Source organism: Algoriphagus antarcticus, assembly GCF_002150685.1.
In the GTDB taxonomy this organism is placed as follows: Bacteria; Bacteroidota; Bacteroidia; order Cytophagales; family Cyclobacteriaceae; genus Algoriphagus; species Algoriphagus antarcticus.
In genome coordinates this window covers 77,563-102,094 of record NZ_MSSW01000049.1, presented here as the reverse complement: position 1 = coordinate 102,094, position 24,532 = coordinate 77,563, and the positions used below count along the sequence as shown (strand labels likewise).

At 41.5% G+C, this 24,532-nt stretch carries 22 protein-coding genes; 13 read left to right on the top strand and 9 right to left on the bottom strand.

Annotated features, from left to right (window positions below):
* The first annotated feature begins 123 nt into the window (after positions 1 to 123).
* Entirely contained in the window at positions 124 to 1,602 is a 1,479-nt protein-coding gene (locus tag BVH04_RS16450) for a sulfatase (protein WP_086542552.1), read from the top strand.
* Positions 1,603 to 1,610: 8 nt separating this feature from the next.
* Here the strand turns inward: BVH04_RS16450 and BVH04_RS16445 are convergent, their stop codons facing one another.
* Entirely contained in the window at positions 1,611 to 1,949 is a 339-nt protein-coding gene (locus BVH04_RS16445) for a nucleotide pyrophosphohydrolase (protein ID WP_205635877.1), read from the bottom strand.
* A 158-nt stretch (positions 1,950 to 2,107) separates the two neighbouring features.
* On the opposite strand from BVH04_RS16445, the gene BVH04_RS16440 reads away from it, so the two are divergent.
* From BVH04_RS16440 to BVH04_RS16430, 3 genes are all read left to right on the top strand, one after another.
* Positions 2,108 to 3,205 (top strand): VanZ family protein, encoded by a 1,098-nt coding sequence (locus BVH04_RS16440; protein WP_169714449.1) that lies wholly within the window; start codon positions 2,108 to 2,110, stop codon positions 3,203 to 3,205.
* Between the two features lie 145 nt (positions 3,206 to 3,350).
* Positions 3,351 to 4,913: a M81 family metallopeptidase gene (locus BVH04_RS16435; RefSeq protein WP_086542550.1), complete on the top strand. Its 1,563-nt coding sequence runs from the start codon at positions 3,351 to 3,353 to the stop codon at positions 4,911 to 4,913.
* A gap of 80 nt (positions 4,914 to 4,993) precedes the next feature.
* Positions 4,994 to 5,377, top strand: a complete 384-nt coding sequence (locus tag BVH04_RS16430) for an iron chaperone (RefSeq protein WP_240510958.1) — start codon at positions 4,994 to 4,996, stop codon at positions 5,375 to 5,377.
* Between the two features lie 191 nt (positions 5,378 to 5,568).
* Here BVH04_RS16430 and BVH04_RS16425 read toward each other — a convergent pair whose 3' ends face one another.
* The 4 genes from BVH04_RS16425 to BVH04_RS25515 form a co-directional block, all read right to left on the bottom strand.
* Complete coding sequence (locus BVH04_RS16425; RefSeq protein WP_086542549.1) at positions 5,569 to 6,837, bottom strand: aminotransferase class V-fold PLP-dependent enzyme; 1,269 nt, start codon at positions 6,835 to 6,837, stop codon at positions 5,569 to 5,571.
* 341 nt (positions 6,838 to 7,178) lie between these two features.
* Positions 7,179 to 8,639 (bottom strand): NAD(P)/FAD-dependent oxidoreductase, encoded by a 1,461-nt coding sequence (locus BVH04_RS16420; RefSeq protein ID WP_086542548.1) that lies wholly within the window; start codon positions 8,637 to 8,639, stop codon positions 7,179 to 7,181.
* A gap of 456 nt (positions 8,640 to 9,095) precedes the next feature.
* Positions 9,096 to 9,485 (bottom strand): DUF302 domain-containing protein, encoded by a 390-nt coding sequence (locus tag BVH04_RS16415; protein WP_086542547.1) that lies wholly within the window; start codon positions 9,483 to 9,485, stop codon positions 9,096 to 9,098.
* Positions 9,486 to 10,140: 655 nt separating this feature from the next.
* Positions 10,141 to 10,308, bottom strand: coding sequence for a hypothetical protein (locus BVH04_RS25515; RefSeq protein WP_169714448.1), 168 nt, complete (start codon positions 10,306 to 10,308; stop codon positions 10,141 to 10,143).
* Positions 10,309 to 10,617: 309 nt separating this feature from the next.
* Here BVH04_RS25515 and BVH04_RS16405 point away from each other — a divergent pair, with 309 nt between their 5' ends.
* From BVH04_RS16405 to BVH04_RS16370, 8 genes are all read left to right on the top strand, one after another.
* Positions 10,618 to 12,141: a sulfatase family protein gene (locus BVH04_RS16405; protein WP_086542545.1), complete on the top strand. Its 1,524-nt coding sequence runs from the start codon at positions 10,618 to 10,620 to the stop codon at positions 12,139 to 12,141.
* A 9-nt stretch (positions 12,142 to 12,150) separates the two neighbouring features.
* Complete coding sequence (locus BVH04_RS16400) at positions 12,151 to 13,188, top strand: zinc-dependent alcohol dehydrogenase family protein (protein WP_086542544.1); 1,038 nt, start codon at positions 12,151 to 12,153, stop codon at positions 13,186 to 13,188.
* A 12-nt stretch (positions 13,189 to 13,200) separates the two neighbouring features.
* Positions 13,201 to 13,443, top strand: a complete 243-nt coding sequence (locus BVH04_RS25850) for an iron chaperone (RefSeq protein WP_205635876.1) — start codon at positions 13,201 to 13,203, stop codon at positions 13,441 to 13,443.
* 130 nt (positions 13,444 to 13,573) lie between these two features.
* Entirely contained in the window at positions 13,574 to 14,746 is a 1,173-nt protein-coding gene (locus BVH04_RS16390) for an alginate lyase family protein (RefSeq protein WP_086542543.1), read from the top strand.
* Positions 14,747 to 15,013: 267 nt separating this feature from the next.
* The gene (locus BVH04_RS16385) at positions 15,014 to 15,241 is read left to right on the top strand and encodes a UPF0175 family protein (RefSeq protein WP_086542542.1); all 228 of its coding nucleotides are present in this window, start codon (positions 15,014 to 15,016) and stop codon (positions 15,239 to 15,241) included.
* Entirely contained in the window at positions 15,234 to 15,695 is a 462-nt protein-coding gene (locus BVH04_RS16380; protein ID WP_086542541.1) for a DUF3368 domain-containing protein, read from the top strand. The genes BVH04_RS16385 and BVH04_RS16380 overlap by 8 nt, the downstream gene beginning before the upstream one ends.
* Positions 15,682 to 17,265, top strand: coding sequence for a hypothetical protein (locus BVH04_RS16375; RefSeq protein ID WP_086542540.1), 1,584 nt, complete (start codon positions 15,682 to 15,684; stop codon positions 17,263 to 17,265). Before BVH04_RS16380 ends, BVH04_RS16375 begins: the two co-directional genes overlap by 14 nt.
* 474 nt (positions 17,266 to 17,739) lie before the next feature.
* Positions 17,740 to 18,873: an ATP-binding protein gene (locus BVH04_RS16370; protein WP_086542539.1), complete on the top strand. Its 1,134-nt coding sequence runs from the start codon at positions 17,740 to 17,742 to the stop codon at positions 18,871 to 18,873.
* Between the two features lie 70 nt (positions 18,874 to 18,943).
* On the opposite strand, the gene BVH04_RS16365 is transcribed toward BVH04_RS16370, so the two are convergent.
* The 3 genes from BVH04_RS16365 to BVH04_RS16355 form a co-directional block, all read right to left on the bottom strand.
* Complete coding sequence (locus tag BVH04_RS16365; protein WP_086542538.1) at positions 18,944 to 19,327, bottom strand: PIN domain-containing protein; 384 nt, start codon at positions 19,325 to 19,327, stop codon at positions 18,944 to 18,946.
* Positions 19,324 to 19,530 carry a type II toxin-antitoxin system VapB family antitoxin gene (locus BVH04_RS16360; RefSeq protein WP_086542537.1) on the bottom strand — a complete coding sequence of 69 codons (207 nt, stop codon included), beginning with the start codon at positions 19,528 to 19,530 and terminating at the stop codon, positions 19,324 to 19,326. Before BVH04_RS16360 ends, BVH04_RS16365 begins: the two co-directional genes overlap by 4 nt.
* 74 nt (positions 19,531 to 19,604) lie before the next feature.
* Positions 19,605 to 21,080 carry an ATP-binding cassette domain-containing protein gene (locus BVH04_RS16355; RefSeq protein WP_086542536.1) on the bottom strand — a complete coding sequence of 492 codons (1,476 nt, stop codon included), beginning with the start codon at positions 21,078 to 21,080 and terminating at the stop codon, positions 19,605 to 19,607.
* Between the two features lie 348 nt (positions 21,081 to 21,428).
* On the opposite strand from BVH04_RS16355, the gene BVH04_RS16350 reads away from it, so the two are divergent.
* Positions 21,429 to 22,502: a leishmanolysin-related zinc metalloendopeptidase gene (locus BVH04_RS16350; RefSeq protein ID WP_086542535.1), complete on the top strand. Its 1,074-nt coding sequence runs from the start codon at positions 21,429 to 21,431 to the stop codon at positions 22,500 to 22,502.
* A 546-nt stretch (positions 22,503 to 23,048) separates the two neighbouring features.
* Here BVH04_RS16350 and BVH04_RS16345 read toward each other — a convergent pair.
* On the bottom strand, positions 23,049 to 24,527 hold the full coding sequence (locus BVH04_RS16345) for a sulfatase family protein (protein WP_240510957.1): 1,479 nt from the start codon (positions 24,525 to 24,527) through the stop codon (positions 23,049 to 23,051).
* Between the last annotated feature and the right edge of the window lie 5 nt (positions 24,528 to 24,532).

Here is a 24,532-nt window from a genome sequence, read left to right as displayed (position 1 = left end):
GGTTTGCAAAACCAGCTCTTTTTGCTTTAGCCAGCTTTTGGCCGCAAGCTCAATACTTCCTACGATTCATCTTTTATCTACAAAGCAAATGGCCTAGATTAACCATCTCAAACTAAAGTGAAAATGGAATACAAGTTTTTAAGACATGCACTCTTTATTGTTTTACTAGGATCACCTTTTATGTCTGGTTTTGCCCAATCAAGTAAACCCAACGTGCTATTTATTGCAGTCGATGACCTTCGATCTGAGCTGGGACATTTTGAAAATAGCTCCATACGCACTCCAAATCTGGATAAATTGGCTTCCAGAGGAGTGAGTTTCACCTATCATTTCGTCCAGGTTCCTACCTGCGGCGCTTCCCGTGCGGCTTTTCTCACCGGAAAGCGACCTTCCAGAATTGCTGAATTGGGTAATAATATCATGGCAGATGAATTCCCCAACAAGCCAGAATCGGAAACACCGGAGACTTTTATCCATCATCTTCGCAGAAATGGGTATCACACGGTAGGTATCGGTAAAATCTCTCATTCTGCAGACGGTTATGTTTACGGATACGAGGAGGAAGTTTCTACACAGCAGGAATTGCCCTACAGTTGGGATGAGTTGCTTTTTGATAGCGGGAAATGGGGAACTGGCTGGAATGCTTTTTTTGGATATGCTAATGGGGAAAATCGACAAAGCATGAAAAAGCAAGTCAAACCTTACGAAGCTGCGGAGGTAGATGATCTTGGCTATCCAGATGGACTTACTGCACAATTGGCTGTCAAAAAACTTCGAGAACTGAAAAATCAATCGCATCCATTTTTCTTGGGAGTTGGTCTATTCAAACCCCACTTACCTTTTACTGCTCCGCAAAAATACTGGGATCTCTACGATGAGGACAAAATTCCAGTGGCGAAGAACCCAGAAAAACCTCAAAATGTCTCTAATAATAGCCTATTGGAAAGTGGTGAATTCAATCAATATGCGCTTGGGAAAGAAAAAGCAGGATTGGATAGGCAGCTCTCAGAAGCTTATGCCAGAAAAATCAAACACGCATATTATGCTGCCGCCAGCTATTCCGACGCTCAGATTGGTTTAATTCTAGCCGAGCTAAAAGCGCTGGAATTGGATCAAAATACTATTGTGATCGTGTGGGGCGATCATGGATGGCATCTTGGAGAACAGCAGATTTGGGGTAAGCATACGCTTTTTGAAAATGCACTAAACAGCGCACTTATATTCAAAATCCCAGGTTCTAAAGTCAGCAAGATCGACAGTTCAATAGTGGAATCAGTCGATATCTACCCTACACTTATGGAATTGATCGGAATCGACAATCCTTCTGGTTTGGATGGCGAAAGCTTTGCCAGTCTCCTAAAATCCAAAGAATCTCAAACTGGAAATGTGGCCTATTCTTACTATCATCAAGGAATATCCATGCGAACAGATCGCTATAGATTGACGAAGTATTTTAGGAATGCCGAGCCAACAATAGAGCTGTATGATCATCAGACAGATCCGCTAGAATCAGTAAATATTGCAGCAGAAAACCCTGAAATCGTAGCGAAACTGATGCCTCTGCTGGAAAAAGGGAATACAGGACTTTACGATAAAAAGTAATCCCTACCTTATTTCAGCTTCTCATTATTCTTGTGCCTATCGACGTCTCGAACGTTCTTCTTTTCGAAGTTCTTCTTCATGGCTTCAGTCAGATCCACGCCCGTTTGATTTGCCAGACATATCAATACCCAAAGCACGTCCGCCATTTCATCCCCGAGATCTTTTCCTTTATCTGATTCCTTGAAGGATTGCTCGCCGTAGGTTCTGGACATAATTCTGGCTAATTCCCCCACCTCCTCCATCAATATGGTCATATTAGTTAATTCGTTGAAATAACGGACTCCTACTGTTTTGATCCACTGATCTACTTGCTTTTGAGCTTCGGCAAGAGTAATTTCTTCTTTCATAGCATTTAGCTTAGTTAGCCAAAATTAACATTCTAGCAACATACAATTTGTTAAAAACTGAGCTAAAGGGATCGGTTATTGCAGAATTATTTTCTTTTTTATTAGGTAAAAAAAGGATGCCGTTAATTTTAACTACCATCCGAGCAAACACAGATTGCATGTATAGTTATTTTGAAGCCATCCGAACTTCAATTATTTATTTCCCTTTGATTGCGCTGGCAAGTATTGTCCCGTATGCATATTTTCAGTACAAAAAAGTCGGCTATGTGCAGTTCAATAGAAGCTTGGTTTTCTATATGTTCTCATTTTATGCGATGACTGCTTTTTTCCTCACGGTACTTCCGCTTCCTCAGATCACGGAAGGATTCTGCGATCACCGAATAGGTAAAGTCATCCCAAGTTATTTCCCGTTTCGATTTGTAAGAGATACTTTTCGAGAGGTTCAAGGCAATATTTCCCTTTTCAGTATTGTGAAAAGTTCCACATTTATGGTGACAAGTTTCAATGTTTTGTTGCTGATGCCGCTTGGGTTTTTCCTTAGGTATTTATTCCAAGTTAGAAATGCAGGAATCGCAGCTGTGATTGGTTTTTTGGCTTCCCTATTCTTCGAAATCACTCAATTGACAGCACTTTATGGATTGTATCCTTGCCGATACAGACATTTCGAAGTTGATGATTTGATCACCAACACCTTTGGATGTTTTATTGGATTTGTGATAGCTTCCTATACGACATTCCTCCCAAATGTATCTAAAAAGCCACTTTTGAATCGCAGCGGGGTCACTCTGACCCAGCGATTTTTGGCTATTTTCGTAGATTCCCTATTAGTGATCTTATTTGCCGCATACATTATCGAGGGAATTTCTGAAAATGTATGGCTACTAACCCTGATGAAAGTTGGATTGCTGTTTTTCTATTTTATTTTCATCAGCAAAATGACCAAAGGACAGACCCTGGGCAAGAAGCTACTCGGCATTCGAATCATCAGAATGGATGGTCTCAAACTCACTTACAAGGACCTGATAGTCCGATACGGGATATTTTTAATACTTCCCTTCTTGGTCGGAGAAGTTTCGAAGTTTCTGATTGATACCAGGTTTGATGATAACTTATACCTATTTCTCTATTTGTTCTTTTTGGCGATTTGGTTTTTCGGGACGGTCATGGTCACTTTTATCAGAAAAGATCATCGGGGTTGGCTGGATAGATTTGCACATACAACGCAGATTCTTGCACATCGTGATCATACTAACTAGCGCAGTTTTCAGAAAATTCTCGAGTTAGAAAAACACCATTCTTAAAAAGTTTAGGCAATGTTTTAAGATGATGACTTAAATTGAGGCTTGTGATTAGGCTTATCTGCATTTCACTTTTAATCAAACATCTACCCCAACTTAAGCCATGAGAAATTTTATCTCCCTCCTTTTCATCCTTTTTGTTATTGTTTCTTGTTCTTCCAAAGAAGAATCAAAACCACTTCCTCGTGTTGCCATCGCGGGATTGGCGATAGAGTCCAGTACTTTTTCACCTGCTACCAGTGATGTGGATGCTTTTCGAACTAGAGAAGGTGCTGATATTTTCAATTATTATCCCTTCCTAGATTCTGCTTCAGTAGATAGAGGTAGAGCCGAATGGTTTCCAACTTTAAGAGGTCATGCCATCCCAGGTGGAATTGTCACTCGTGAAGCTTACGAAGAATTAGTGGGCAAAACGCTGGATATGCTCAAGGAGAATTTGCCGTATGATGGGCTTTTCTTCGATATCCACGGTGCCATGAGCGTGGTGGGATTAGATGATCCTGAGGGTGATTTTATCATTCGGGTTCGAGAAGTTGTTGGGACCGAGACGTTGATTTCTACCTCTATGGATTTGCATGGAAATGTATCTTGGAGATTGGCGGAAAACACAGATTTGATCACTAGCTACAGAATGGCACCGCATGAGGATGCGTTGGAATCTAAACAACGAGCAGTTGAAAACATGCTGGATCGATTGGAAAGTGGAAAAGGAAAGCCTGCCTACAAAGCTTGGATTCCTGTTCCGATTCTACTTCCCGGCGAAAAGACAAGCACTAGAATTGATCCTGGAATGAGCCTTTATGCAAAGGTGGATCCTATGACAAAAAAGGAAGGCATAATCGATGCTGCGATCTGGATCGGCTACGCCTGGGCGGATGAGCCTAGAAATCATGCGGTGGTGATGGTAACTGGAGATGATGAAAAAGCAGTGACTGAGTCAGCGGAAGAACTTGCACAAAGCTTTTGGGATGTGCGGGATGAGTTCGAGTTTGTAGCTCCTGTAGCCACACTTGAAGAAAGCTTGGATTTGGCATTAGCTAGTGATAAAAAGCCATTTATGATCAGTGATATGGGTGACAACCCAACTGCTGGCGGGGCTGGAGATGTGACTTGGACTTTGACAGAAATCCTAAAAAGACCAAAATTTAAATCTGAGAATGGCCCAACTCTAATCTATGCTTCCATTCCAGGGCCTGAATTAGTAGAGAAAGCAATCGCTGCAGGTGTGGGAGGAAATGTAGAAGGGACTGCTGGCGCAGCAATAGACGATAGATTTGCTCCGCCAGTGATGCTCAAAGGAACGGTGGAAGCGATTAAAGAAGGTGACGATGCAGCTGAAATTGAGGTCGTGGTGAAAGTAGGATCTGTGCATGTGATCGTAACCAAAAAACGTAAGCCTTATCATAACGAAAGTGACTTTACAGATTTAAGTTTGAAACCAAGAGAAGCGGATATTGTGGTGGTAAAAATTGGCTATTTGGTGCCAGAACTTTATGACATGCGAGCGGATTGGATTATGGCTTTAACTCCAGGCGGAGTAGATCAGGATTTGGAGAGATTAGGGTACAAGCGGATCAATCGCCCGATGTTTCCATTGGACAAGGATATGGCAGATCCGGATTTGAAAGCTAAGTTGGTTCCTGCTGCGGATGAGTTGGAAAAATAACAATTCAAAACACTTTCTATTAGGAATTTAAAGAAGTACGAATCCCAAATCTAATGTCTAACATCTAACTACTCTAAAGAATGATGAACGCAAAACCATCCTCTGTAGAAGAATATCTCACCTGGTGCTCACCGGAAGTGAGAGAAAAGCTTGAGCAAATGCGAACGACAATTCTGAAGGCTGTCCCAAAAGCCAAAGAAGTCATCAGCTACAATATGCCCGCATACAAGACCTCTGAAGTCTTGGTCTATTTCGCAGGGGCGAAAAAACACATCGGTTTCTATCCTTCGAATAGCGGCGTGAGCGCATTCAAAAAAGAACTTAAAAAATACGTGACTTCCACCGGAGCTATTCAGTTTCCGCTGGACAAACCTTTACCTCTTAAATTGATCGCTGATATTTCTCAATTCAGAGCCGCCGAAGCCGAGGCGAGAGCGGAGATAAAAAAGAAAAAAAAACCATAAGTTAGGATCTCCGATTCGGGAGAAAAGTGATATTTCAGTCTTTCAGACCTTGGGGTTAAGGTTTCTCTTTTTACCCAGTCCTATCGAGCTGGGCTATGGTATTTTGGGCTTTCAGCCCTTTATTTCAAATAGAATTAAAAATATAAAGCAGTGTCCTCCGCGTAAAAAGCCACGCTCCCTGTAGTAAAACTTTAACTCAACACCTTTTTCGTCGCGTCAAGGAAGCTATCAATCTCAGCTTTACTGTTATAAATATGAGTTGAAATACGGATAGCGTCCAGCTTACTTTCTGGCACTTGCCGAATACGGAAGCCTTCCTTGCTTATCAAGCCACCAGCTTCCTGGTAATCCATATTTTTCGGCTTAAAGGTGACCATACTGATTCTTGACTCTGGTTCGCGCGAACTCAAAATATCCAGTCTTGAACTCATTTCCGATAGCCCATCATACAAATACTGATTTAGCTCCCGTAGTCTGATTTCTATTTTTTCCCTGCCTATTTCTGTATGAAAATCTGCTGCAGCCAAAGCACCGCGCATCATGGGCAAACTTTGACTGCCATAATCATACCGATGAGCTGTGGGAACGTAGCCATTAAACTCAGGTGGATTTTGGTACAGATCCCAACCCAAATCTGAATACGCTCCTACTTGGTAAACCTGGACTTGATCCAAAATCTCCTCTCGCACATAAAGAAAACCTGTACCATTTGGTCCTAAAACCCATTTATGATAGCTACTTGCATAAAGGTCACAGCCCAATTCTTTTAGATTCAAATCAAAAGTTCCTGCTCCATGGGCTCCATCAATTGCGGTGAATATTCCTTTGTCTCGCGCAAATGCTGATATTTCTTTGATAGGAAAAACCAATCCTGTAGTGCAAGTGACATGAGGAATTGCAATGACTTTGGTTTTGGGAGTAACCAAGCTTTTGATTAAGTCCATGTTCTCAGCCTGAGTAGCTTTTGGTTCAAATGGCTTTAGGATAATCCCATGCAATTTCGCCCGATTCAGCCAAGGCAATGCATTTCCCGCATGCTCCTGCAACGTGATAATCACCTCATCTCCAGCTGTCAGCGGAAGTCCCCAAGTCATGATATTGATTCCCTCGGTAGTATTATGCGTGAGGGAAATCTCGGAAGTTTTAATTCCCACAAAAGCCGCCAATTTCTCACGCTCTGGCTCTATATGACCATATTCTCCACTGGTATTCGTCTCGATAAAGGAATTTTGCAAAGCTTCCAAAACCACATTTGGTGAAGGTCCAAAAGTCCCATTATTCAAGTAAACTCTGCTGTCTGTGAGAGGAAACTGTTTTCGAACTTCTTCCCAAAACTCCTCTCCTTTCAGAGTTTGATCAATAGACTTCGAAGTTTTATCTGAAGGAGAATTGAATGAAACTAAGGCTGGAATAGCTATTCCCGCTCCGAGTTTCTGGATAAATGATCTTCTGCTTTTCATAAGGTCTGTGGCTATAGTATGAGTTAAGCAATGATCTCCAATTAATCAAAAGGAATACTACTAGCTAGTGAAAATACAGGTTGATCGGAAAATGATCAATTAGAATTTTTCTTTAGTTTAACCCCGTCGAGGCAAATATATCTAGAGCGCAATATTGCTTAAGTCAAGACTATCCAAAATAGAATGGACATCGCCTACTACTTTCGTGTCCCACCGTGTCCATGCCCTACAATTCCTATTATCTTAATATTCAACCAGACAAATTTAAAGAACTGGATGAAAGGATTTTGCATTTTAGCTTTTTCAGCTTTGCTTATTAAGTGTGTCATAGTAGTGTTACTTTATTCTGGAATTAGCCACCAGAAAGGTTTCATTTTAGCTTTGTAAAGAAAGGCATAGTGCAAGCTCAGCTTAACCCAGTGTCCTGCCAAGCCGATGTCACCAAAAGTTTTTTGAATATCTCTTCCACCAGTTTTTGAGTACTTTTTATAATCAGGCACTATAGGAAAGGTGGTCATGCTTATTCCATTTCCCTGAAAAGCACCGTAGCCTGCAGAAGCAATGCAAGCTGCTCCCATATTGCCCATTGATCCTTTATGGTGCAGGGAGATTTTGCCATGCTTGACAGAATCTATGATATTGTCGGCAACCAACTTTGCTGTGATTCCAGAAGGCATACCTGTTCTTGGAGGTGATGGAAAAATATCCGTTCCATTTTTACTCTTCCTGGGTTTTGAGATACTGTGAGGAGGTGCAAAAGCAATCCCTGGCGCAAAAATATTGGGATAACTTGGGTTTTGGTAAGTCTCCGGCCAGTCTTGGACTGTCCATTCCTCATAAGGCCTTGGCGTGTAATCAGCATCCACGACCATAAAGCCTTTGAAAAGCTTTTCTGTGATATCCTTGTTCCCCTTGTCATAGGCCTTGAATCCATGTCCGGAAAAGGCTGGTATTAGCATTGCAAAGTCAAATTCCTCGGTTTTGTATTCTCCAGCTAGGTTTTCATAATGAGCTTTACCTTCTTCTACTTTGGTGATCCCCGCGCCTGCAATCCATCGGATGTTCCTGTCTGTGAAAACCATTTCCACCATTTCGCTTGACTTCATCACTTCCTTACCATAAGTGAGCAGCATCCCGTCCATACCGAAATCGCCAAGAAGATATTCATTGGAGAGCCAGGTAATGTCAACTTTATTCCTTACGCCATACCTCACAAGTTCCTTCTCCACATTAAGTATGTATTCGAATGCAGCTCCCTGACAAGTCGCTTTTGGATGGCCTGTACCTATAAGGATTTTTGCTCTTTCGTCTGAAGACTTTAACTTTTCAATCAGTGCTTTTAGGCCCGCCCAAGCATGCTCAGCATGATCGTAGGTACATACGGAGTACGCCTTGTTAGTGCCGGGCAGCAGACCTTCCGTCATATCAAATGCCAGCTTAGGACCTGTGGCATTGATAAGAAAGTCGTAAGTAACTTTTCCCTGACGACCCTTTTTGTCACCGGAAGTGTACTCCACCATGACGAATGGCATCTCCTCGTCGGAATCGCCCTCAGGGTGAAATGTAACTACTTTTGCCTGGATGAATCCAATGCCTTTCCTTTTGTAGAGAGGTTCCAGCGGAAATACTGTGTCTTCGCGATTCATCCGTCCGATTCCCACCCAAATATTGGAAGGAATCCACTGGTAGTTACTATTAGGAGACACTACCAAAACCTCATGTTTCTTTGAGAGTTTGCGCCGCAAATGCGAAGCAGCGGTATGGCCAGAAATCCCGGCCCCAAGTACAACGATCTTTGTCATTTCAGATTTATTTTATCTAAAAGTGATTATAATCCAGCACGAACTCAGTAACTATTGTTACATAGGAACTTGTAAAGTACAGACACTAAAACAGATATGATCATTTGCAATTATGCCAGTAAACTTCTTTGTTTTTCTCGATGTAAGACCCTTACCCGGCTGGCGGGGATGACCCAAGTGGCCATTCCGTGCCTGTAGCTCGGGAACATTAAATAGCATTTATCTCTTAGTTGTATAAACCGGATAGACTAAAAAACCAATTGGTGTATTCGGGAGATTGCACGTATCGAAAAATTATACCGAAAAAACTTCCACTCGAGATCCTGCCATCACAAAACATGAAGTCTATACCGGATTGAGCTTACGTGCAGTCAAACCGATTCATCTATTAAAAGGCTGCACGCTTTCTAATAGATGAATCTTCTAGGATAGCTGGATATGCTAACAAATCGTCAATTACGCCAACCCATCCATTACTTTTCTCAACATATCCCGCACTTCTACAGCTACAGGTTCTAACCCTTCATTCTTTACCCCCATCATAGATACAACAGGATCCACAGCTGACACTTCGATTTGACCTGCTTCCTTTTCTTGGACAATCACATTGCATGGAAGCATCAAACCAATTTTGTCTTCGGCCAATAAAGCCTTGTAAGCATTGGGTGGATTACAGGCACCTAAAATTTGATAGTTATGAAAATCCACATTCAGCTTATTCTTTAGCGTGGCCTTCATGTCAATAGTCGTCAGAACCCCAAAACCTTCCTTTTTCAACTGTTCTGTGACTTTTTCTATGACTTGATTGAAGTCTCCTTTTATCGTTTTTGATATATAATAGCTCATAATTTTTTTTTGTTTAAGAACGTCAACTTTGCGTCAAAGGATAGTGACAAATATCACACATACTACCTAGGACTAATAAATCCCATTATCTCCTAAAACCCAATGATTTCTTATCCGAAGTCCAGATTTTCAAGTCAATCTGTTCTGCTGAAAGAATAGTCAACGCATCAGTCAACCCTATTCCCTAATTGACTAATCCTGCTTTTCTGCAAAAATAACCCGACTCGAAAATTAACCAGGATGATCCAAAATCCGAATTTGCTTATAGAAATCAGTAATCAAGTTCAATTCCCTAAAGGTCTTCACTCCTTCAAGTAGCTATGCAAAGATCAGATCCAAAGAATAAATTTTCTGTATGTACGCTATTCTGCCAGTACGCGAATTCTCTTTGGTCAATAGGTTGGAAGACCGATGACCGAAGACCGGAGTAAACCAGAATTCAATGTGTATTTGGATTTTCGATCCTATAATTTTCTACTGGCAAGATTCCGTATAATCATAATAAATTTCCTCATTCTTCATCAATCCTATCAATGGCGCAAAGTATTCCTTTTTGACTTTATGAAATTCTATCCTAACTGACGTGACTATTAAATTCGCTCCATTTGGGAATGGTGTTTCTCAATTGATATGCGTCATATAGGGATTCAAGTAACTAATTAGTTCCGACATTTAAAAAGTCCGCAAGTAGGTCTCGCTCCTGATCAAAGTGTCCATATTCCCCTGACCTGTTGATTTCTTCCAGAAAGTCATTCACCACTTGGATTACTTGAAATAGTGCGGATCTGAGTGTCCCATTTTTAAAGTAAAACCTTTCTTTCATGAGCGGAAATATATCTCTGACTTGTTGCCAAAACTCGGCTTGGGATAGAAAATGATCAAATACTGACTTTGAAAAACCTGCTGATGAATTGCTTATAAATATCCCTAGGGCCAGGAAACCAGCACTTACTTTTTGCGAAAAATCTCCTTCCAATAGACATGATCACTTGTAAGATTACGATTCGAAATTGATGCTATGAGCTATAAAAGTAGATTTTAAATTCCGCCTTGTAGAAAGAATTCTGATTGCAAATCCCTAAAAAATTTAGATTAAATTGATTTTTTTAATAACCCGAACTGCCAGCAAACCATGAAAATCAAAAACTCCCATTACCTGAAACTCTTTCTGTTGATTGGATTCCTCTTTGGAAGTAACTTTTCCACTTTTGCGCAGCAGATCAAAGAAGAACTCCCAAATGTAATCCTACTACTAGGCGATGATCATGGCTGGGACGAAACAGGCTACAACGGACATCCTTATTTGAAGACACCAGTTTTGGATGACTTAGCGAAAAATGGAGTTCGTATGAATCGCTTTTATTCCGCATCACCGGTTTGTTCGCCCACCAGAGGAAGTATTTTGACAGGCAGACATCCAAACCGCTATGGCACTTTTACTCCGGGCTTTTCGATCCGGCCAGAAGAAATCAGTATTGCGGAATTAATGCAGGCAAAAGGCTATGCGACGGCGCATTTTGGAAAGTGGCATCTCGGTCCGGTGAAAGCAGATTCTCCCACAAATCCAGGCAAGATGGGATTTGATGAATGGCTTTCGCATGACAATTTCTTTGAAATGAACCCTTATCTCTCTAGAAATGGAGCAGAACCTGAAATCTTTGAAGGAGAAAGTTCGGAGATTTTGGTAGCAGAAGCGATTGAATTTATTGGGCGATCCAAAGTAGCGGAAAAGCCATTTTTCGTAGTCATTTGGTATGGTTCACCACACGAACCTTACAGCGGATTACCTGCGGATTTGGCTATGTATGCTGATCTTCCAGATACTTTTGGAACAAAGCAAGTTCGCTTGACTTCCAACGAAACCGGACTTCCGGTCACTCGACTTCAGCGAGATGTTTTGCAAGAGCGCTTTGCAGAAATCACTGCAATGGATAGAAGTATAGGTGATCTTCGAAATTACCTATCGGAAAATAAGCTTCGCACAAATACTCTGCTTTGGTACTTTGGAGATAATGGTACTCCGGCTGAAGCAAATGCGACAGTCCCGTTTCGTGAGGATAAAGGCAGCATTTACGAAGGAGGAATTCGCGTACCAAGCGTTTTGGAGTGGCCGGAAATAATCCCCCAACCCTTAGCGACAGAGGCCAGCATGAATAGCACCGATATTTTCCCAACATTAGCAACAATTATTGGAGCTTCGCTTCCAGATCGCCCGATAGACGGAATTGATCTTTCACCCTATTTTTCTGGAAAAAAGACGAATAGAGAAAAGCCAATGATGTTTTGGAATGGAAGTCCAAGAGCTGATTCAAAAGATTTACAACCTTATTTGGATCCAAAGCTTCAAGAAGGAACCTCTCCGATGGTAAAGTTGATGAATGGAAAAGCCACTCGGGATTTTAAAAATTATGTGCAAACGGATATCATTTCATCCGATTTTCAGGGTCCAAGAGCAATTATTGACCATCAATATAAACTCGTGCTAACCGAAAATAAAGCTGGTGAAACTCAAACAGAGCTATTTAATTTGAGCGCTGATCCAGCCGAGACTACCAATTTGAAAAGCGCAAATCCTGACCTCGCGAAGGAATTGGCATTAAAGCTCAGAACTTGGCAAGAATCTGTTTTAAACAGTCTTTTAGGAAACGACTACTAGAAAAAATAAATGAAAGCAATCCTTTACGAATCCTTCCAATCCTTACCAGTTATCACTCAGGTTCCTGACCCTAGTCCTTCCAAATCCGGGGTAGTCATTGAAGTGATAGCTACTGGACTTTGTCGATCTGATTGGCATGGTTGGATGGGGCACGATGCCGATATCCAGCTTCCACATGTTCCAGGGCATGAATTTGCCGGGATAATTCAGGCGGTCGGATCTGAAGTCAAGAATTGGAAAGTGGGCGATCGAGTGACAGTTCCGTTTGTTTCGGGCTGCGGCAAATGTCCGGAGTGTGCATCCGGCAATCATCAGGTTTGCGATGATCAGTTTCAGCCGGGATTCACTAATTGGGGCTCTTTTGCGGAGTACGTGGCGATCGATCGTGCTGACATCAACCTTGTAACTCTTCCAGAATCCATGAATTTTCAAACTGCCGCTAGCCTAGGCTGTAGATTTGCGACTTCGTTCCGTGCTGTGGTAGATCAGGGCAAAGTTACGGGAGGACAGTGGGTGGCTATTCATGGTTGCGGCGGGGTTGGTTTATCTGCGATTATGATTGCAAATGCTTTGGGTGCCCAAGTGATTGCAATAGACATAGACGAAAAGAAGTTGGAGCTTGCCAAGCAAATCGGCGCTGTAGCAACAATCAATGCTAAGAAAACGGATGTGATTGAAGCGATAATGGCAATTTCCAATGGTGGAGTTCATGTGTCGGTTGATGCCTTGGGAAGTCCTGCTACACTTTTCAATTCTGTTTCTTGCTTACGAAAGCGGGGCAAACACATCCAAGTCGGACTTTTGCTCGGCGATCAAAAAAACAGCTCCGTTCCCATGGATCTTGTCCTTTCAAAGGAATTGCAAATCTATGGAAGTCATGGAATGCAAGCGTGGCGCTATCCTGAAATGATTCAGATGATTACTTCGGGAAAAATGGATCCGGAATTATTGATCGGCAGAACAATCAGTTTGGAAGTGGCAGCAAAAGCTTTAACAGAAATGGATGAATTTCGGGATGCTGGGGTGACTATTATCGATCGGTTTTAAAAAAGCCAAAACATGATGAATCCGAAAACCTCCTCAGTCGATGAATATCTCAGCTGGCAACCTGAAGCTATTCAAGCTAAACTCCAATCGATCCGAGAAACGATTCTGTCCGCAGTTCCCGAAGCAAAAGAAGTAATTGTCTACCACATGCCTGCAATTCGAACCTCTGAAGTTTTGGTCTATTATGCCGTCGCAAAAAAACATATCGGTTTTTACCCACACAATGAGCCAATTGAAGTTTTCAAGGAAGAATAACTTCTTATAAAACTTCCAAAGGAGCAATTCAATTTCCCCTAGACGAACCTCTTCCACTTGACTTGATCCGAGACATTACCAAGTTTAGAAACGAAACGGTGAATACTAAAACTGCGAAACCAAAATCAAAATGACCTTTCTCAAACATCCAGTATTATCCGTTTTCTTTCTATTTGCCACGCTTCAATTCGGCATTGCCCAATCCAATACACTTTTTGAAAATGAAGAAGTCCGGGTTCTTAAACTTGCTGAGACCTATAAAAAACTAGCACCAATCACAGTAACTGCTTCCTATTCCTCCAGAAGTGCTGGCGGGAAAAATGACTTCTATTCCGAAGGCGACTATTGGTGGCCAAATCCCGAGGATCCAAATGGTCCTTACTTCCGAAGAGATGGGCTAACCAATCCAGACAATTTCACCGCACATCGGGAAGCGATGATTCGTTTTTCACAAATATCAGGAGGACTAGGTTCAGCCTATTTGATCAGTGGAAAAGAAGAATATGCCGAGGCGTTGATCCCACACCTTCAGGCATGGTTTATCGCAAGCGACACACGGATGAATCCAAATTTGCTTTACGGCCAAGCCATCAAAGGAGTGGTAACCGGCCGGGGAATTGGGATCATTGACACCATTCATCTGATGGAAGTAGCCAAAGCTGTAACTGCCATTGAATCCTCCAAGAGCTTGGCACCAGATGATTTAAAAAAAATCAAAGCTTGGTTTTCGGACTATTTGAACTGGATTTATACCCATCCTTATGGGATCGCAGAACGGGATAATGGCAACAATCACAGCGTCTGTTGGGCCATGCAATCCGCTGTATTTGCTGAGTTGGTTGGAAATCAGGAAGTATTGGACTATTGCCGAGAGATGTATAAAACCAAATTACTTCCCGACCAAATGGCTGCAGATGGATCATTCCCTTTAGAATTGGCACGCACCAAACCCTATGGTTATTCCCTTTTCACGCTTGATGCTATGACTACGATCTGCCAGGTTCTTTCTACTCCTACGCACAATTTATTTGAATTTACAGCTGATAACGGTCGAAGTATAGGACTGGGGATTTCCTTTTTAGTCCCTTTTGTAAAAGACAAATCACCTTGGCCCTACCCAAAAGATGTGATGTATTGGGAAGAATGGCCTGTTAGACATCCTTTTCTACTTTTTGGGGGATTGGCATTTGATAAAGCGAATTATCTAACCTTATGGAAAGAACTGGATGGGAATTTTGACAATCCAGAAGTTGTCAGAAATATGCCGATTAGATTTCCGCTGCTTTGGGTGGATAGGGAGTGAAAAAATTCATTTTTTAACCACGCGGAGTACACAAAGGTTTCGCAAAGGGCACAAAGACAATTACATTATCTTTTGTTCCCGTGGTCTGTAGCTTTTCCTGTCTCCGTGGTCTGTGTCCCCACAGACCAAATAATTTGTTTTTCCGCCTAGGCGGATCCTAACCGACTAATTATTTTTAACCTTAAATGAAATGCCTTGCGGGAGACAGGCCTTGTTAGCAAAAACATCTCTTAGTAGATTTCAGAACATTTTTATGTAAATTCCAATATGAAGACGATAACTCTGAGAGTGCCAGAAAGCATAGAACTAACTGAACATGATTACTTGATGGCTTTGGCATCTAAGCTTTATGAAGACGGTAAATTTTCGGCTGGACAAGCAGCTGAGCTTGTAGGGGTATCTAAACAAACTTTTATCGAAACGCTCGGCAAATACAATGTCTCTCTTTTTAGCGAATCGATAGATGAACTTAACGCTGACATTGCCAATGCCTAGGAGTATTGTGATCTCAGACACAAGCAGTCTAATTGTCCCAACCAAAATTGGTCAACTTGACCTTTTAAATAAATTTTACTCTCAAATAACCACTACACCTGAAATCGTTTTTGAATTTGGCAATCCTTTACCAGATTGGATTCAGGTGATCGAAGTCAAAAACCGAGATCTCAAAAAGTCTCTTGAGCTTCAGTTAGATCTGGGAGAAGCAAGTGCAATTGCTTTAGCCCATGAGATTCCTGATTCAACTTTAATACTTGACGATTTAAAAGGAAGAAGAGTAGCCAAATTGCTAAAAATGAAATTTACGGGTACACTCGGAATACTTGCAAGAGCAAAAAGCGAAGGGCTAATTCCATTCTTGAAACCCATTATTGACAAACTTCTAGAAACAAATTTTAGAGTTTCGGATCAGTTAATCGAAGAACTTTTAAAGAAGTATGATGAAATATAGTCTCCTAATCTTCTTTTTATCAACCTGCATAGGACTAGCACAGGGTCAAACAATAAATACGGTTAAAGCATTATCGGCTGAGAAAATCTCCGAAATCAAATCCGCAAGCATAGTCAGCTACTTTGACTTCGGTGCCAAAGGCGATGGCAAAACCGATGATATGGAAGCAATCGCAGCAGCTCATTCTTTCGCCAACCAACACAGTTTAAAAGTGAAGGCGGACGACACAGCCACCTATTACATTGGAGGAATGGATCGTACAGCGATCATTCAAACAGATACTGATTTTGGGACTGCTACTTTTTTGATTGATGACAAAGAGGTGCAAAATCGAAATGCTCCCATTTTCTTGGTCAGTTCGAGCCTGCAACCCTATAAACTTGATGGAATCTCCTCGCTTAAAAAGAATCAGGAAAAAATCGACATCGCATTGCCGGGAGCTAGCTTGATCACGGTCACCGATTCCAACACAATGAGATACATCCGATTTGGACTGAACCCAACCAATGGGGCTCCACAGACAGATATTTTCTTAGTGGACAAAGACGGAAATGTGGATAATAATGCCCCTATCATTTGGGACTTCGATCAAATTACGGAAATCACTGCGCTACCTATTGATGAGAAGACGTTGAACATCACTGGAGGTCGCTTTATCACCATTGCCAATAGCGAAGAGTCGAAGTACAATTATTACAGCCGAAATCTCTCCATAAAGCGCTCAAACGTGATTGTGGATGGCCTAGAACACCGAATCACGGGCGAAGGAGACCATGGCGCTCCCTACGGTGGATTCCTCAATATCAGTAGCTGCACCAACGTAACTGTTAAGAACACCATTCTGACTGGACACAAAACTTATCGAACCATCGGCAGAGCGGGTAAACCTGTCTCCATGGGCACTTACGATATTTCAGTCAGCCGTGCCTTGAATGTGTCCTTTATCAAAGTCAGCCAGACCAATGATATTGATGACAGTACATATTGGGGAATTATGGGATCCAACTACTGCAAAAACCTGCTTTTCGACAACTGCACCCTTTCCCGCTTCGATGCCCACATGGGAGTGGCCAATGCTACGATCCGCAACTCAACACTTGGACACATGGGAATCAATGCGATTGGTAGTGGCACTTTCCTCGTGGAGAATTCGGAGATCCGCGGAAGAAGTCTGATTAGCCTTCGCCCGGACTATGGAAGTACTTGGCAAGGGGAAATTATTATCCGCGACTGTTCTTTCGTGCCAGCCGGCGGCAAACCGACCAGCGCGGCATTGATCAGCGGGGACAATACAGGTCAGCATGATTTCGGCTACACTTGCTATATGCCAGAAACGATTACCATTGAAAACCTTCATATCGACGACTCCAATCATCCTGAAGGCTATCAAGGCCCAGCCATTTTTGGAAATTTCAACCCGGAAATGAATGAGGATTCCTTTTATGAGCAGTTTCCCTATGTAATAACCAGAGAAGTAATCCTAAAGAATGTAACTACTTCAAGCGGGAAGGAATTAAGGGTGAGCGATAATGAGGTGATGTTTGAAGGGGTGAAGGTTGTGAAGAAATAATGTTAGAGGGATTTCAAGGTTAAAGTATTCCAACTTATGTCGGGAAATCTTGAAATCTATCCTAGTACTGAATATTGCAGGAGAAGGAATTGCAAGAGATATTGAGGAGAAATTAAAACAGTAAACATTTTGAATATCGATTTTTGGGAAAAGGAATTGAGAGTTGTCTTAATAACTCAAAAAATAACTGTGACATTACCATAGGGGACAATAGGTGGCAACGTCACCCCTCTAGGCGTAGTCAAAACATCATGGTAACTGGGTGGAATCCCGACAGCTGTACAGGAGCAATTTCACACTCAAATTCTTACCAATTTTTAATTGGTCGTAATTGCAAAATCAAATTATCAGGCGCATTTCTAGAATCGTAATCTAAAAATTAGGCCTAATTATTAGATTGTAATCGAAATATTAGGCGTATATTTTCGATTAACTACTGATGTTTAATAGATTTATAGAATCAATCACATCGAAATGCTTACCAGAGACCTCCGTCAATCAATACTAAATGCCTGCTTCAAGGGGAAGGTAATCCTGCTACTTGGTGCCAGGCAAGTGGGTAAGACGACCTTACTTCGGGAAGTTCTAAAGCAGTTGCAAGTTTCCTATACTTGGTTTAATGCCGATGAGGCGGATATCTTACAAGCATTTGATTCTTCGGTCACAAGCACTCAGTTGCTACAGCTTATCGGCCCTGACAAAACTTTGGTAGTCATTGACGAGGCCCAGCAAATCCCTGATATAGGAAGGAAGCTTAAATTGATCTACGATACTCGACCGGATATCCAAGTGATAGCAACAGGTTCGTCTGCCTTTGACCTTCAAAACCAAACCGCCGAACCTCTGACGGGAAGAAAAAAGACGTTCCATCTGTTTCCCGTGAGTTACAAAGAAACAGTCATTGCCACATCCACGATGGAAGCAAAGCGGCTGTTGGACACCAGACTTACTTATGGCCTGTATCCCGAAGTGGTCAACAACCCCGGACATGAAAAGGAAATCTTGGTGGAAATTGCGCAGAGTTACTTATACAAAGACGTCTTGCAACTCGATTTTATCCGAAAGCCCAATCACATCGAAAAGCTATTAAAGGCACTTGCCTTCCAAGTGGGATCGGAAGTCTCTTACAACGAACTTGCCCAGACCATCGGAAATATTGATACTGCCACCGTGGAGAAATACCTTGATTTGCTGGAAAAGGCTTTTGTTATCTTTAAACTCCCGGCTTTGAGCCGAAACCTGAGAAATGAAATCAAAAAAGGTAAAAAATACTACTTCTCTGATAACGGTATTCGTAATGTATTGATGAGCAATTTCACTCTTCCAGAAATGCGTCAAGACAAAGGGGCTTTGTGGGAAAATTTCCTGATTTCCGAACGCCTTAAAAACAACGCCTATCAGGGCAGATTTGTGAATACCTACTTTTGGCGTACCCATGACCGGGCGGAAATAGATTATTTAGAAGAAAGCGATGGTATCATACAAGCCTATGAATTCAAATGGAAGGAAAAAAAGGTCAGGTTTCCGGCTTCTTTTCTTGAAGCATATCCCAACAATGAAACTGCGATAATCTCCAGAGAAAACTTTGAGGATTTTGTAGGATTATAATCTTTGATGGATGATACAACTCCAGCGTGGTCTGAGTCATCACTGACCACGGTAGCAGAAAAAAAGCAACTCAAGGGGAATAAACATTCGTCCCATCCAAAAACCCCAATACGTTCTTATCCAAAGTCCAGATTTGTAAATCAAATCGAACCGCTGTGGAAATAATTACGGAATCAATCAGTCCGATTCCCCGATCAAGTAATTTATAAGATCTGGAATAATGGCCTGCTTCATAAACCAATCCCGGTGCATCAAGAATCTTCATCTGCCTAAAAAATCCATCAATCATTTCTATCTCTCTGTTACCCTTAGCTCCTTGCATGAGTTCTGCAAAAATCAATTCCAAAGAAAAAATTTCCGCATGATCAATCATCTCCAGGCAAGGTTCAAAATAAACCGGGTTTGCCTTGAAAAACTCTATCCAGATCGAAGTATCAATTAATACCCGGTTCATTTCTGATTCAAATCGCGAATCTGCTGGGCACCGTAAGTAAACTCTAAAGGTTCTGCTGCGATACTATTTGAATAGTTTCGCATTGTTTTTCTAGATCGGTAATCTTTTAAAGCAATTTTCAGCGCTTCGGTAATATTCTTTGCCCCAGAGAGTGCCATCACTTCTTGGATCAATTCGTCTTCAATTAAAGCTGTGACTTTCATGATTTTATGTTTTAAATAAAAATACGACAACCTATCGTATAAAGTTTAAACTCATGAAAACAGTTTGAGAAAATTCACATCAGCTCCATCACTTCCCCCACCGCCTCTGGAATATCCTCTGCGTAGTGACTTACATACACCAGCGTCATAGAACTCAGTTCGCAGATTTGCTGTACGGTATCTCTAAAAAGTCTTCGTTGGAACTCATCCATGCCCTGTGAAGCTTCATCCAAAATCAGCAATTCGGGTTGCTTGATTAGTGCTCGGGCAAGTAAGGTCCAGCGTTGGTTTTCAAGTGAAAGTCTGGAGATTGGAAGATTAGCCAAGGATTCCAAGTTGAACAATTTCATCCACCGCAAGCCCAGCTCCTCATGCTCAGTGGTTACTTTTCTGAATAAACCCATGGTATCAAAAAGCCCTGAAAGGATGACTTTCCTACAAGTCTGATTATAAGAAAAATAGCGACTGAGTTCGGGCGCGACAAATCCCGTAGGTCGCTTCACATCCCAAATACTCTCCCCTGTTCCTCTCTTTCGATCAAACAGCCAGAAACTCTGTGAATACGCCTGTGGATTTTCCCCGATTAGCAAACTCAGTAAAGTTGATTTTCCAGAGCCGTTTGGACCTTTCAGCAACCAGCGCTCTCCAGGTTTCACTTCCCAGTTCAGCTGATTGAGAATGGTTTTTTCTCCGTATTTAATGGTGACATTCTCCAGTTTGATAATGGATTGTCGTTTGGACATAGCCTTTGGGAGCAAGGCATCCAGCTCCTCCCAATTCCATGAAGCTGTGCTCTCAGGCTGAACTCCCAACCGGTGATATTTGGCCTTCGTCCAGATTTTTTGAATTCCTGACTTATCAAGGCTGGCGATATGTGTGATTCCCTCAGGAATTTCATTGGCCGAAGTGCTGATCAGCACATGAACGCCAGCGGCGATGATTGCTTTCAAAACTTCCCCAAACTCGGCTCTGCTTTTCACATCCAAACCCGTCATCGGCTGATCCATCAGGTAAATTTTCGGCTGACGCATCAGTCCAAGCCCCAAGGCAAGTCTTCTGGTTTCTCCATTCGAAAGCTTGATGATCGCCTTATCCTGCAGATGCTCCAGGCGAAGCAAATTGGAAACAGAATCGAGCGTCCACGGTCCAGCGATTTTCAGCTCAACTTCATTCAAATATTCTCTAACAGTAGCTGCCTCCTCAGATTCTGAGGAATTGAATCGCTGCTGGAAATAGAAGTTTTGCTGATGGGATTTATTGCGGAATTCATATTTCTGAGAGACGTAGGCGATCATATCCCGAAAGCTGTGAATTTCCTTGGATTGACTTTTCTCAGCCGAATAAGCATCTGCAAAAGGTCTTGAAATTTCACCCTTTGACATCAAAGTATTTCCTCGAATTGACTCGATAAAGGCAGTTAACTCCCATCCTGAACTTCCAATTAGCGCCCAATTTTGGCCAGAATCCCAAGTGAAATTCAGGTTTTGAAAAGCTAGTTGGGCTTTGAATAAGATCGTGGCTTCTTGGATTGATAAAATTGAATATGGCACAACAATGAATTTTTAGATCTTCTACGAAATTAAACTTAAAATATAAGGCTAATTTACTTTTGATTCATTTTCATAAATAACCGCTAAAACTGTATATTTAAAAGAGAACTTTCCTATTTAATGCATATTGAAAAATCTGTTTATACACTATTCTGCCAGTAAGCGAATTCTCTTTGGTCAATGGGTAGGAAGACCGATGACCGAAGACCAGAATTCAATGTGTCCTTGGATTTCCGATCCTATAAATTTTCTACTGGCACGATTCCGTATAATACCATTGAAAAAATAATACAATTGAATTAAATGGATATTTATTTCTTTTATTTAACCACACTTTAAACAATAGTTATGAAATTACTATACTTAAAGAAGATTGGATCTCTTCTCCCAACCGTCCAAAAGCAAACATTTGGCAGAATTGCTTCGGTATTGCTTGTGAGCACGATTGTTTTTACATCATGCTCAGAATTATCAGAGGAACAACCTATCCTTCCTGATCAATCCTCTCAACTTAACAAACTTAATCTTGTTGAACCTCAGGGTGAACTCATTACAATTAGAGCTTCCGGTGAAGATTATTCAAGTAATGCCAAAAAGAAAAGCGGTTTTGATAATGGGAGGTTCAACATTACTTTAAAATTTCTGACTCCCATTTCTGATAGGCAGCGAATGGTTTTTGTGGAAGCAGCTGAAAGATGGGAAAAAATTATTGTTAAGGATGTTCCTTCCGTTACTTTTGATGAGTTCCCACTTCCCTCAGCTTTTGGAGGGCCTCCTGTAGCTGATATAGGAGAGACTATTGATGATTTAATAATTGAAGTGGTATTACAACCTATTGATGGTCCTGGTCAGATTTTAGGCGGTGCAAGTCCAAATTTTGTTAGAAATATCGATTTTCTCACCCTATCTGGATTTATGATTTTTGATACTGCAGATTTAGACGATCTTGATCAATTAGGATTGTTCGATGAAGTAATCGTACATGAAATGGGCCACGTATTAGGAGTTGGAACTCTTTGGGATTTTCAAAGAACATTGTTAGACTTTAATTCTCAGGGATTCCCATTCTTCAATGGAACTATTGCTAATAGGTTCTGGAAAAATGAAGGAGGAACAGCATTTCTTCCGATTGAATTCCGGGGAGGACCAGGAACAGCCTTTTCACACTGGGATGAGCTGATCTTAGATAATGAATTGATGACTGGATTTATTAATCTCGGTTACAATCCGCTAAGTAGGATAACAGCTGCATCTTTGAGAGATCTTGGATATGGAACTTCTATGGCAGCAGAAAAATATGACCTTCCCCGAGGAACTGCTGGGGTGGAGAACTCAAGAAAAACTGAATCAGGTGGAATCGATATTGAAAAAGGTGAAGTTTTATCTGGACCGGTTGGTATTGTTGTGATTGATTCTAAATAATGCTTATCAAATTAATATGTATGTACGCTTTTCTGCCAGTAAGCGAATTCTCTTTGATCAATGGTTTGGAAGACCGATGACCGATGACCGAAGTCAACCAGAATTCAAGGTGTCCTTGAATTTTTGATGGTATAAATTTTCTATAGGCAAGATTCCGTATAATCACACAAATTAAATATTAAATCCCAGTTCAATATTCTGAGCTGGGATTTTTGATTCTTTCTATTTTCCGATTCAACCACTAGCTAAAGCGAATTATCTTAAACCATGATCATTTAAACCAGCTCCAAATTCTGCTCTTCCAATGCTTTTAGCAAGGTCAAACTCCAAGATATAGATCATTTTCCCATTGAGTGGAATAGCAACTTGCAGTCTTGCCCACTTGCCAATTGAAGTCTGATTTTAAGACTGCGTACTTACCTTTGAACTGCATACTTGCGGAAAGGACACCAAGAAGTGAGGTTGACAAATACAGAATGATTTAAAACTGGAAGATTGGCAATTTTCAGAAACAGTCAAAATCGGACTTAACTAAAACGATTTCTCTCATCGATTAACCTCCATATAATTTGCTTCACGCACGCTATCCTGCATATCATAGAGATAATTGTATTGAGTCATGTAATCATCCGCAGGAAGAAAAGTATCATTTGTTGCCTTGAGTTTCTCCAGCAAGATGGCTTCCAATTGATTTTGCAAATCCTTAACTTCTGGGTTATTGACTAGATTATTTTCCTGATAAGGATCTTTTTCATCATCATAAAGCAGCCAGGGCCCTTTGAGATCCTTCACGTAAGTATATCTTTTGGTTCGGATGCCGCGATATTCTCTCCCTCCATTTTGGAATTTCCACTCGTGAAAAGGAACCGGCAACATTATCAATGCAGCTTCATTTCCCAGATCTTTCCCAGCGAATAATTCACTAGAAAAATCTTTTCCCTCGATACTTTCAGGAGCAGAGATATTACTTAATCCGAGTAGTGTAGGCAGTAAGTCTGGCGTTCCAATCGGGTCTTTCACGTTTCGACTTTTTGCTCCGAACTTCGCTGGATATCTCACCAACAAAGGCACTTTGATCGCTTCATCGTACGGTCGTTGCTTTTTTAAAACCCCCTTTGACATCAGCATATCACCATGCTCCGAGGTAAACACAAGGATAGTATTATCTGCAACTCCTGCTTTGTCAAGGGCATCTAAGAGATTCCCAATTGCAAAATCAATCGCCGAAGCATGCGCATAATAGCCTGCCATGACCTTCCGTGCAGAATCCTGGAAAGCTATAGGAACATTTGGACGGACTTCAAGTTTGCTCTCGTCATACATATCCTGATACTCTTTGGGAGCGGAAAAATATGGATCATGCGGTGGGCCATAAGACAGCATCAGCACAAAAGGATGTTCCTTATTCTTTTGGATATAGCTAATAGCACTGTCAGTCTGAGGAAAAACATCGTAGCCTTCCCAGGTGTGCTTCACATCATTTTCGTCAAAATAAAAGCTGTTGTTATAATTGTGTGTCACTTCTCTGACCTTCCAATAATCAAACCCCTGCCTTCTGTCTTTTGGAACCGGCAAGTCCCTAGCGCTAAATGGATGCTCATCTCTCGCATGCCCATTCAGATGCCATTTGCCAATATACCCAGTAGCATAGCCTTGCTCTTGGTAAATCTCAGCCATGGTCAGCGCTTTATTGGGTAAGGGTTTGTCATTGTAAAAAACTCCGTGGGTCAGCGGATATTGACCTGTCAAAAAACTTGCTCTCCATGGTGCGCAAACAGCCATGGTGGTGATCGCATTTTCAAAAATCAAACTTTGAGAAGCTAGCTTATCTAGGTTTGGTGTCTTTATTTGAGTATTTCCCATGTACCCGACTTCCTGCGCCCGCCATTGATCTGCCAGGATAATAATTACGTTCGGCTTTATTTGGCTCAAACTTTCTTCTTGATTTGGCTTGCTACAGCTGCTGAAAAACTGAGTCATGATTACAGAGACAGCAAAAAATATGAGGATTGATTGGACTTTCATAAGAC

Excerpts from the sequence above, each read along its gene's own strand:
- BVH04_RS16450 (WP_086542552.1), top strand. The coding sequence starts at position 124 with ATGGAATACAAGTTTTTAAGACATGCACTCTTTATTGTTTTACTAGGA.
- BVH04_RS16405 (WP_086542545.1), top strand. The coding sequence starts at position 10,618 with ATGAAAATCAAAAACTCCCATTACCTGAAACTCTTTCTGTTGATTGGA.
- BVH04_RS16370 (WP_086542539.1), top strand. The coding sequence starts at position 17,740 with ATGCTTACCAGAGACCTCCGTCAATCAATACTAAATGCCTGCTTCAAG.
- BVH04_RS16350 (WP_086542535.1), top strand. The coding sequence starts at position 21,429 with ATGAAATTACTATACTTAAAGAAGATTGGATCTCTTCTCCCAACCGTC.
- BVH04_RS25515 (WP_169714448.1), bottom strand. The coding sequence starts at position 10,308 with ATGAAAGAAAGGTTTTACTTTAAAAATGGGACACTCAGATCCGCACTA.
- BVH04_RS25850 (WP_205635876.1), top strand. The coding sequence starts at position 13,201 with ATGATGAATCCGAAAACCTCCTCAGTCGATGAATATCTCAGCTGGCAA.
- BVH04_RS16445 (WP_205635877.1), bottom strand. The coding sequence starts at position 1,949 with ATGAAAGAAGAAATTACTCTTGCCGAAGCTCAAAAGCAAGTAGATCAG.
- BVH04_RS16360 (WP_086542537.1), bottom strand. The coding sequence starts at position 19,530 with ATGAAAGTCACAGCTTTAATTGAAGACGAATTGATCCAAGAAGTGATG.
- BVH04_RS16420 (WP_086542548.1), bottom strand. The coding sequence starts at position 8,639 with ATGACAAAGATCGTTGTACTTGGGGCCGGGATTTCTGGCCATACCGCT.
- BVH04_RS16400 (WP_086542544.1), top strand. The coding sequence starts at position 12,151 with ATGAAAGCAATCCTTTACGAATCCTTCCAATCCTTACCAGTTATCACT.
- BVH04_RS16435 (WP_086542550.1), top strand. The coding sequence starts at position 3,351 with ATGAGAAATTTTATCTCCCTCCTTTTCATCCTTTTTGTTATTGTTTCT.
- BVH04_RS16440 (WP_169714449.1), top strand. The coding sequence starts at position 2,108 with ATGTATAGTTATTTTGAAGCCATCCGAACTTCAATTATTTATTTCCCT.
- BVH04_RS16375 (WP_086542540.1), top strand. The coding sequence starts at position 15,682 with ATGATGAAATATAGTCTCCTAATCTTCTTTTTATCAACCTGCATAGGA.
- BVH04_RS16365 (WP_086542538.1), bottom strand. The coding sequence starts at position 19,327 with ATGAACCGGGTATTAATTGATACTTCGATCTGGATAGAGTTTTTCAAG.
- BVH04_RS16425 (WP_086542549.1), bottom strand. The coding sequence starts at position 6,837 with ATGAAAAGCAGAAGATCATTTATCCAGAAACTCGGAGCGGGAATAGCT.
- BVH04_RS16415 (WP_086542547.1), bottom strand. The coding sequence starts at position 9,485 with ATGAGCTATTATATATCAAAAACGATAAAAGGAGACTTCAATCAAGTC.
- BVH04_RS16390 (WP_086542543.1), top strand. The coding sequence starts at position 13,574 with ATGACCTTTCTCAAACATCCAGTATTATCCGTTTTCTTTCTATTTGCC.
- BVH04_RS16385 (WP_086542542.1), top strand. The coding sequence starts at position 15,014 with ATGAAGACGATAACTCTGAGAGTGCCAGAAAGCATAGAACTAACTGAA.
- BVH04_RS16345 (WP_240510957.1), bottom strand. The coding sequence starts at position 24,527 with ATGAAAGTCCAATCAATCCTCATATTTTTTGCTGTCTCTGTAATCATG.
- BVH04_RS16430 (WP_240510958.1), top strand. The coding sequence starts at position 4,994 with ATGATGAACGCAAAACCATCCTCTGTAGAAGAATATCTCACCTGGTGC.
- BVH04_RS16380 (WP_086542541.1), top strand. The coding sequence starts at position 15,234 with ATGCCTAGGAGTATTGTGATCTCAGACACAAGCAGTCTAATTGTCCCA.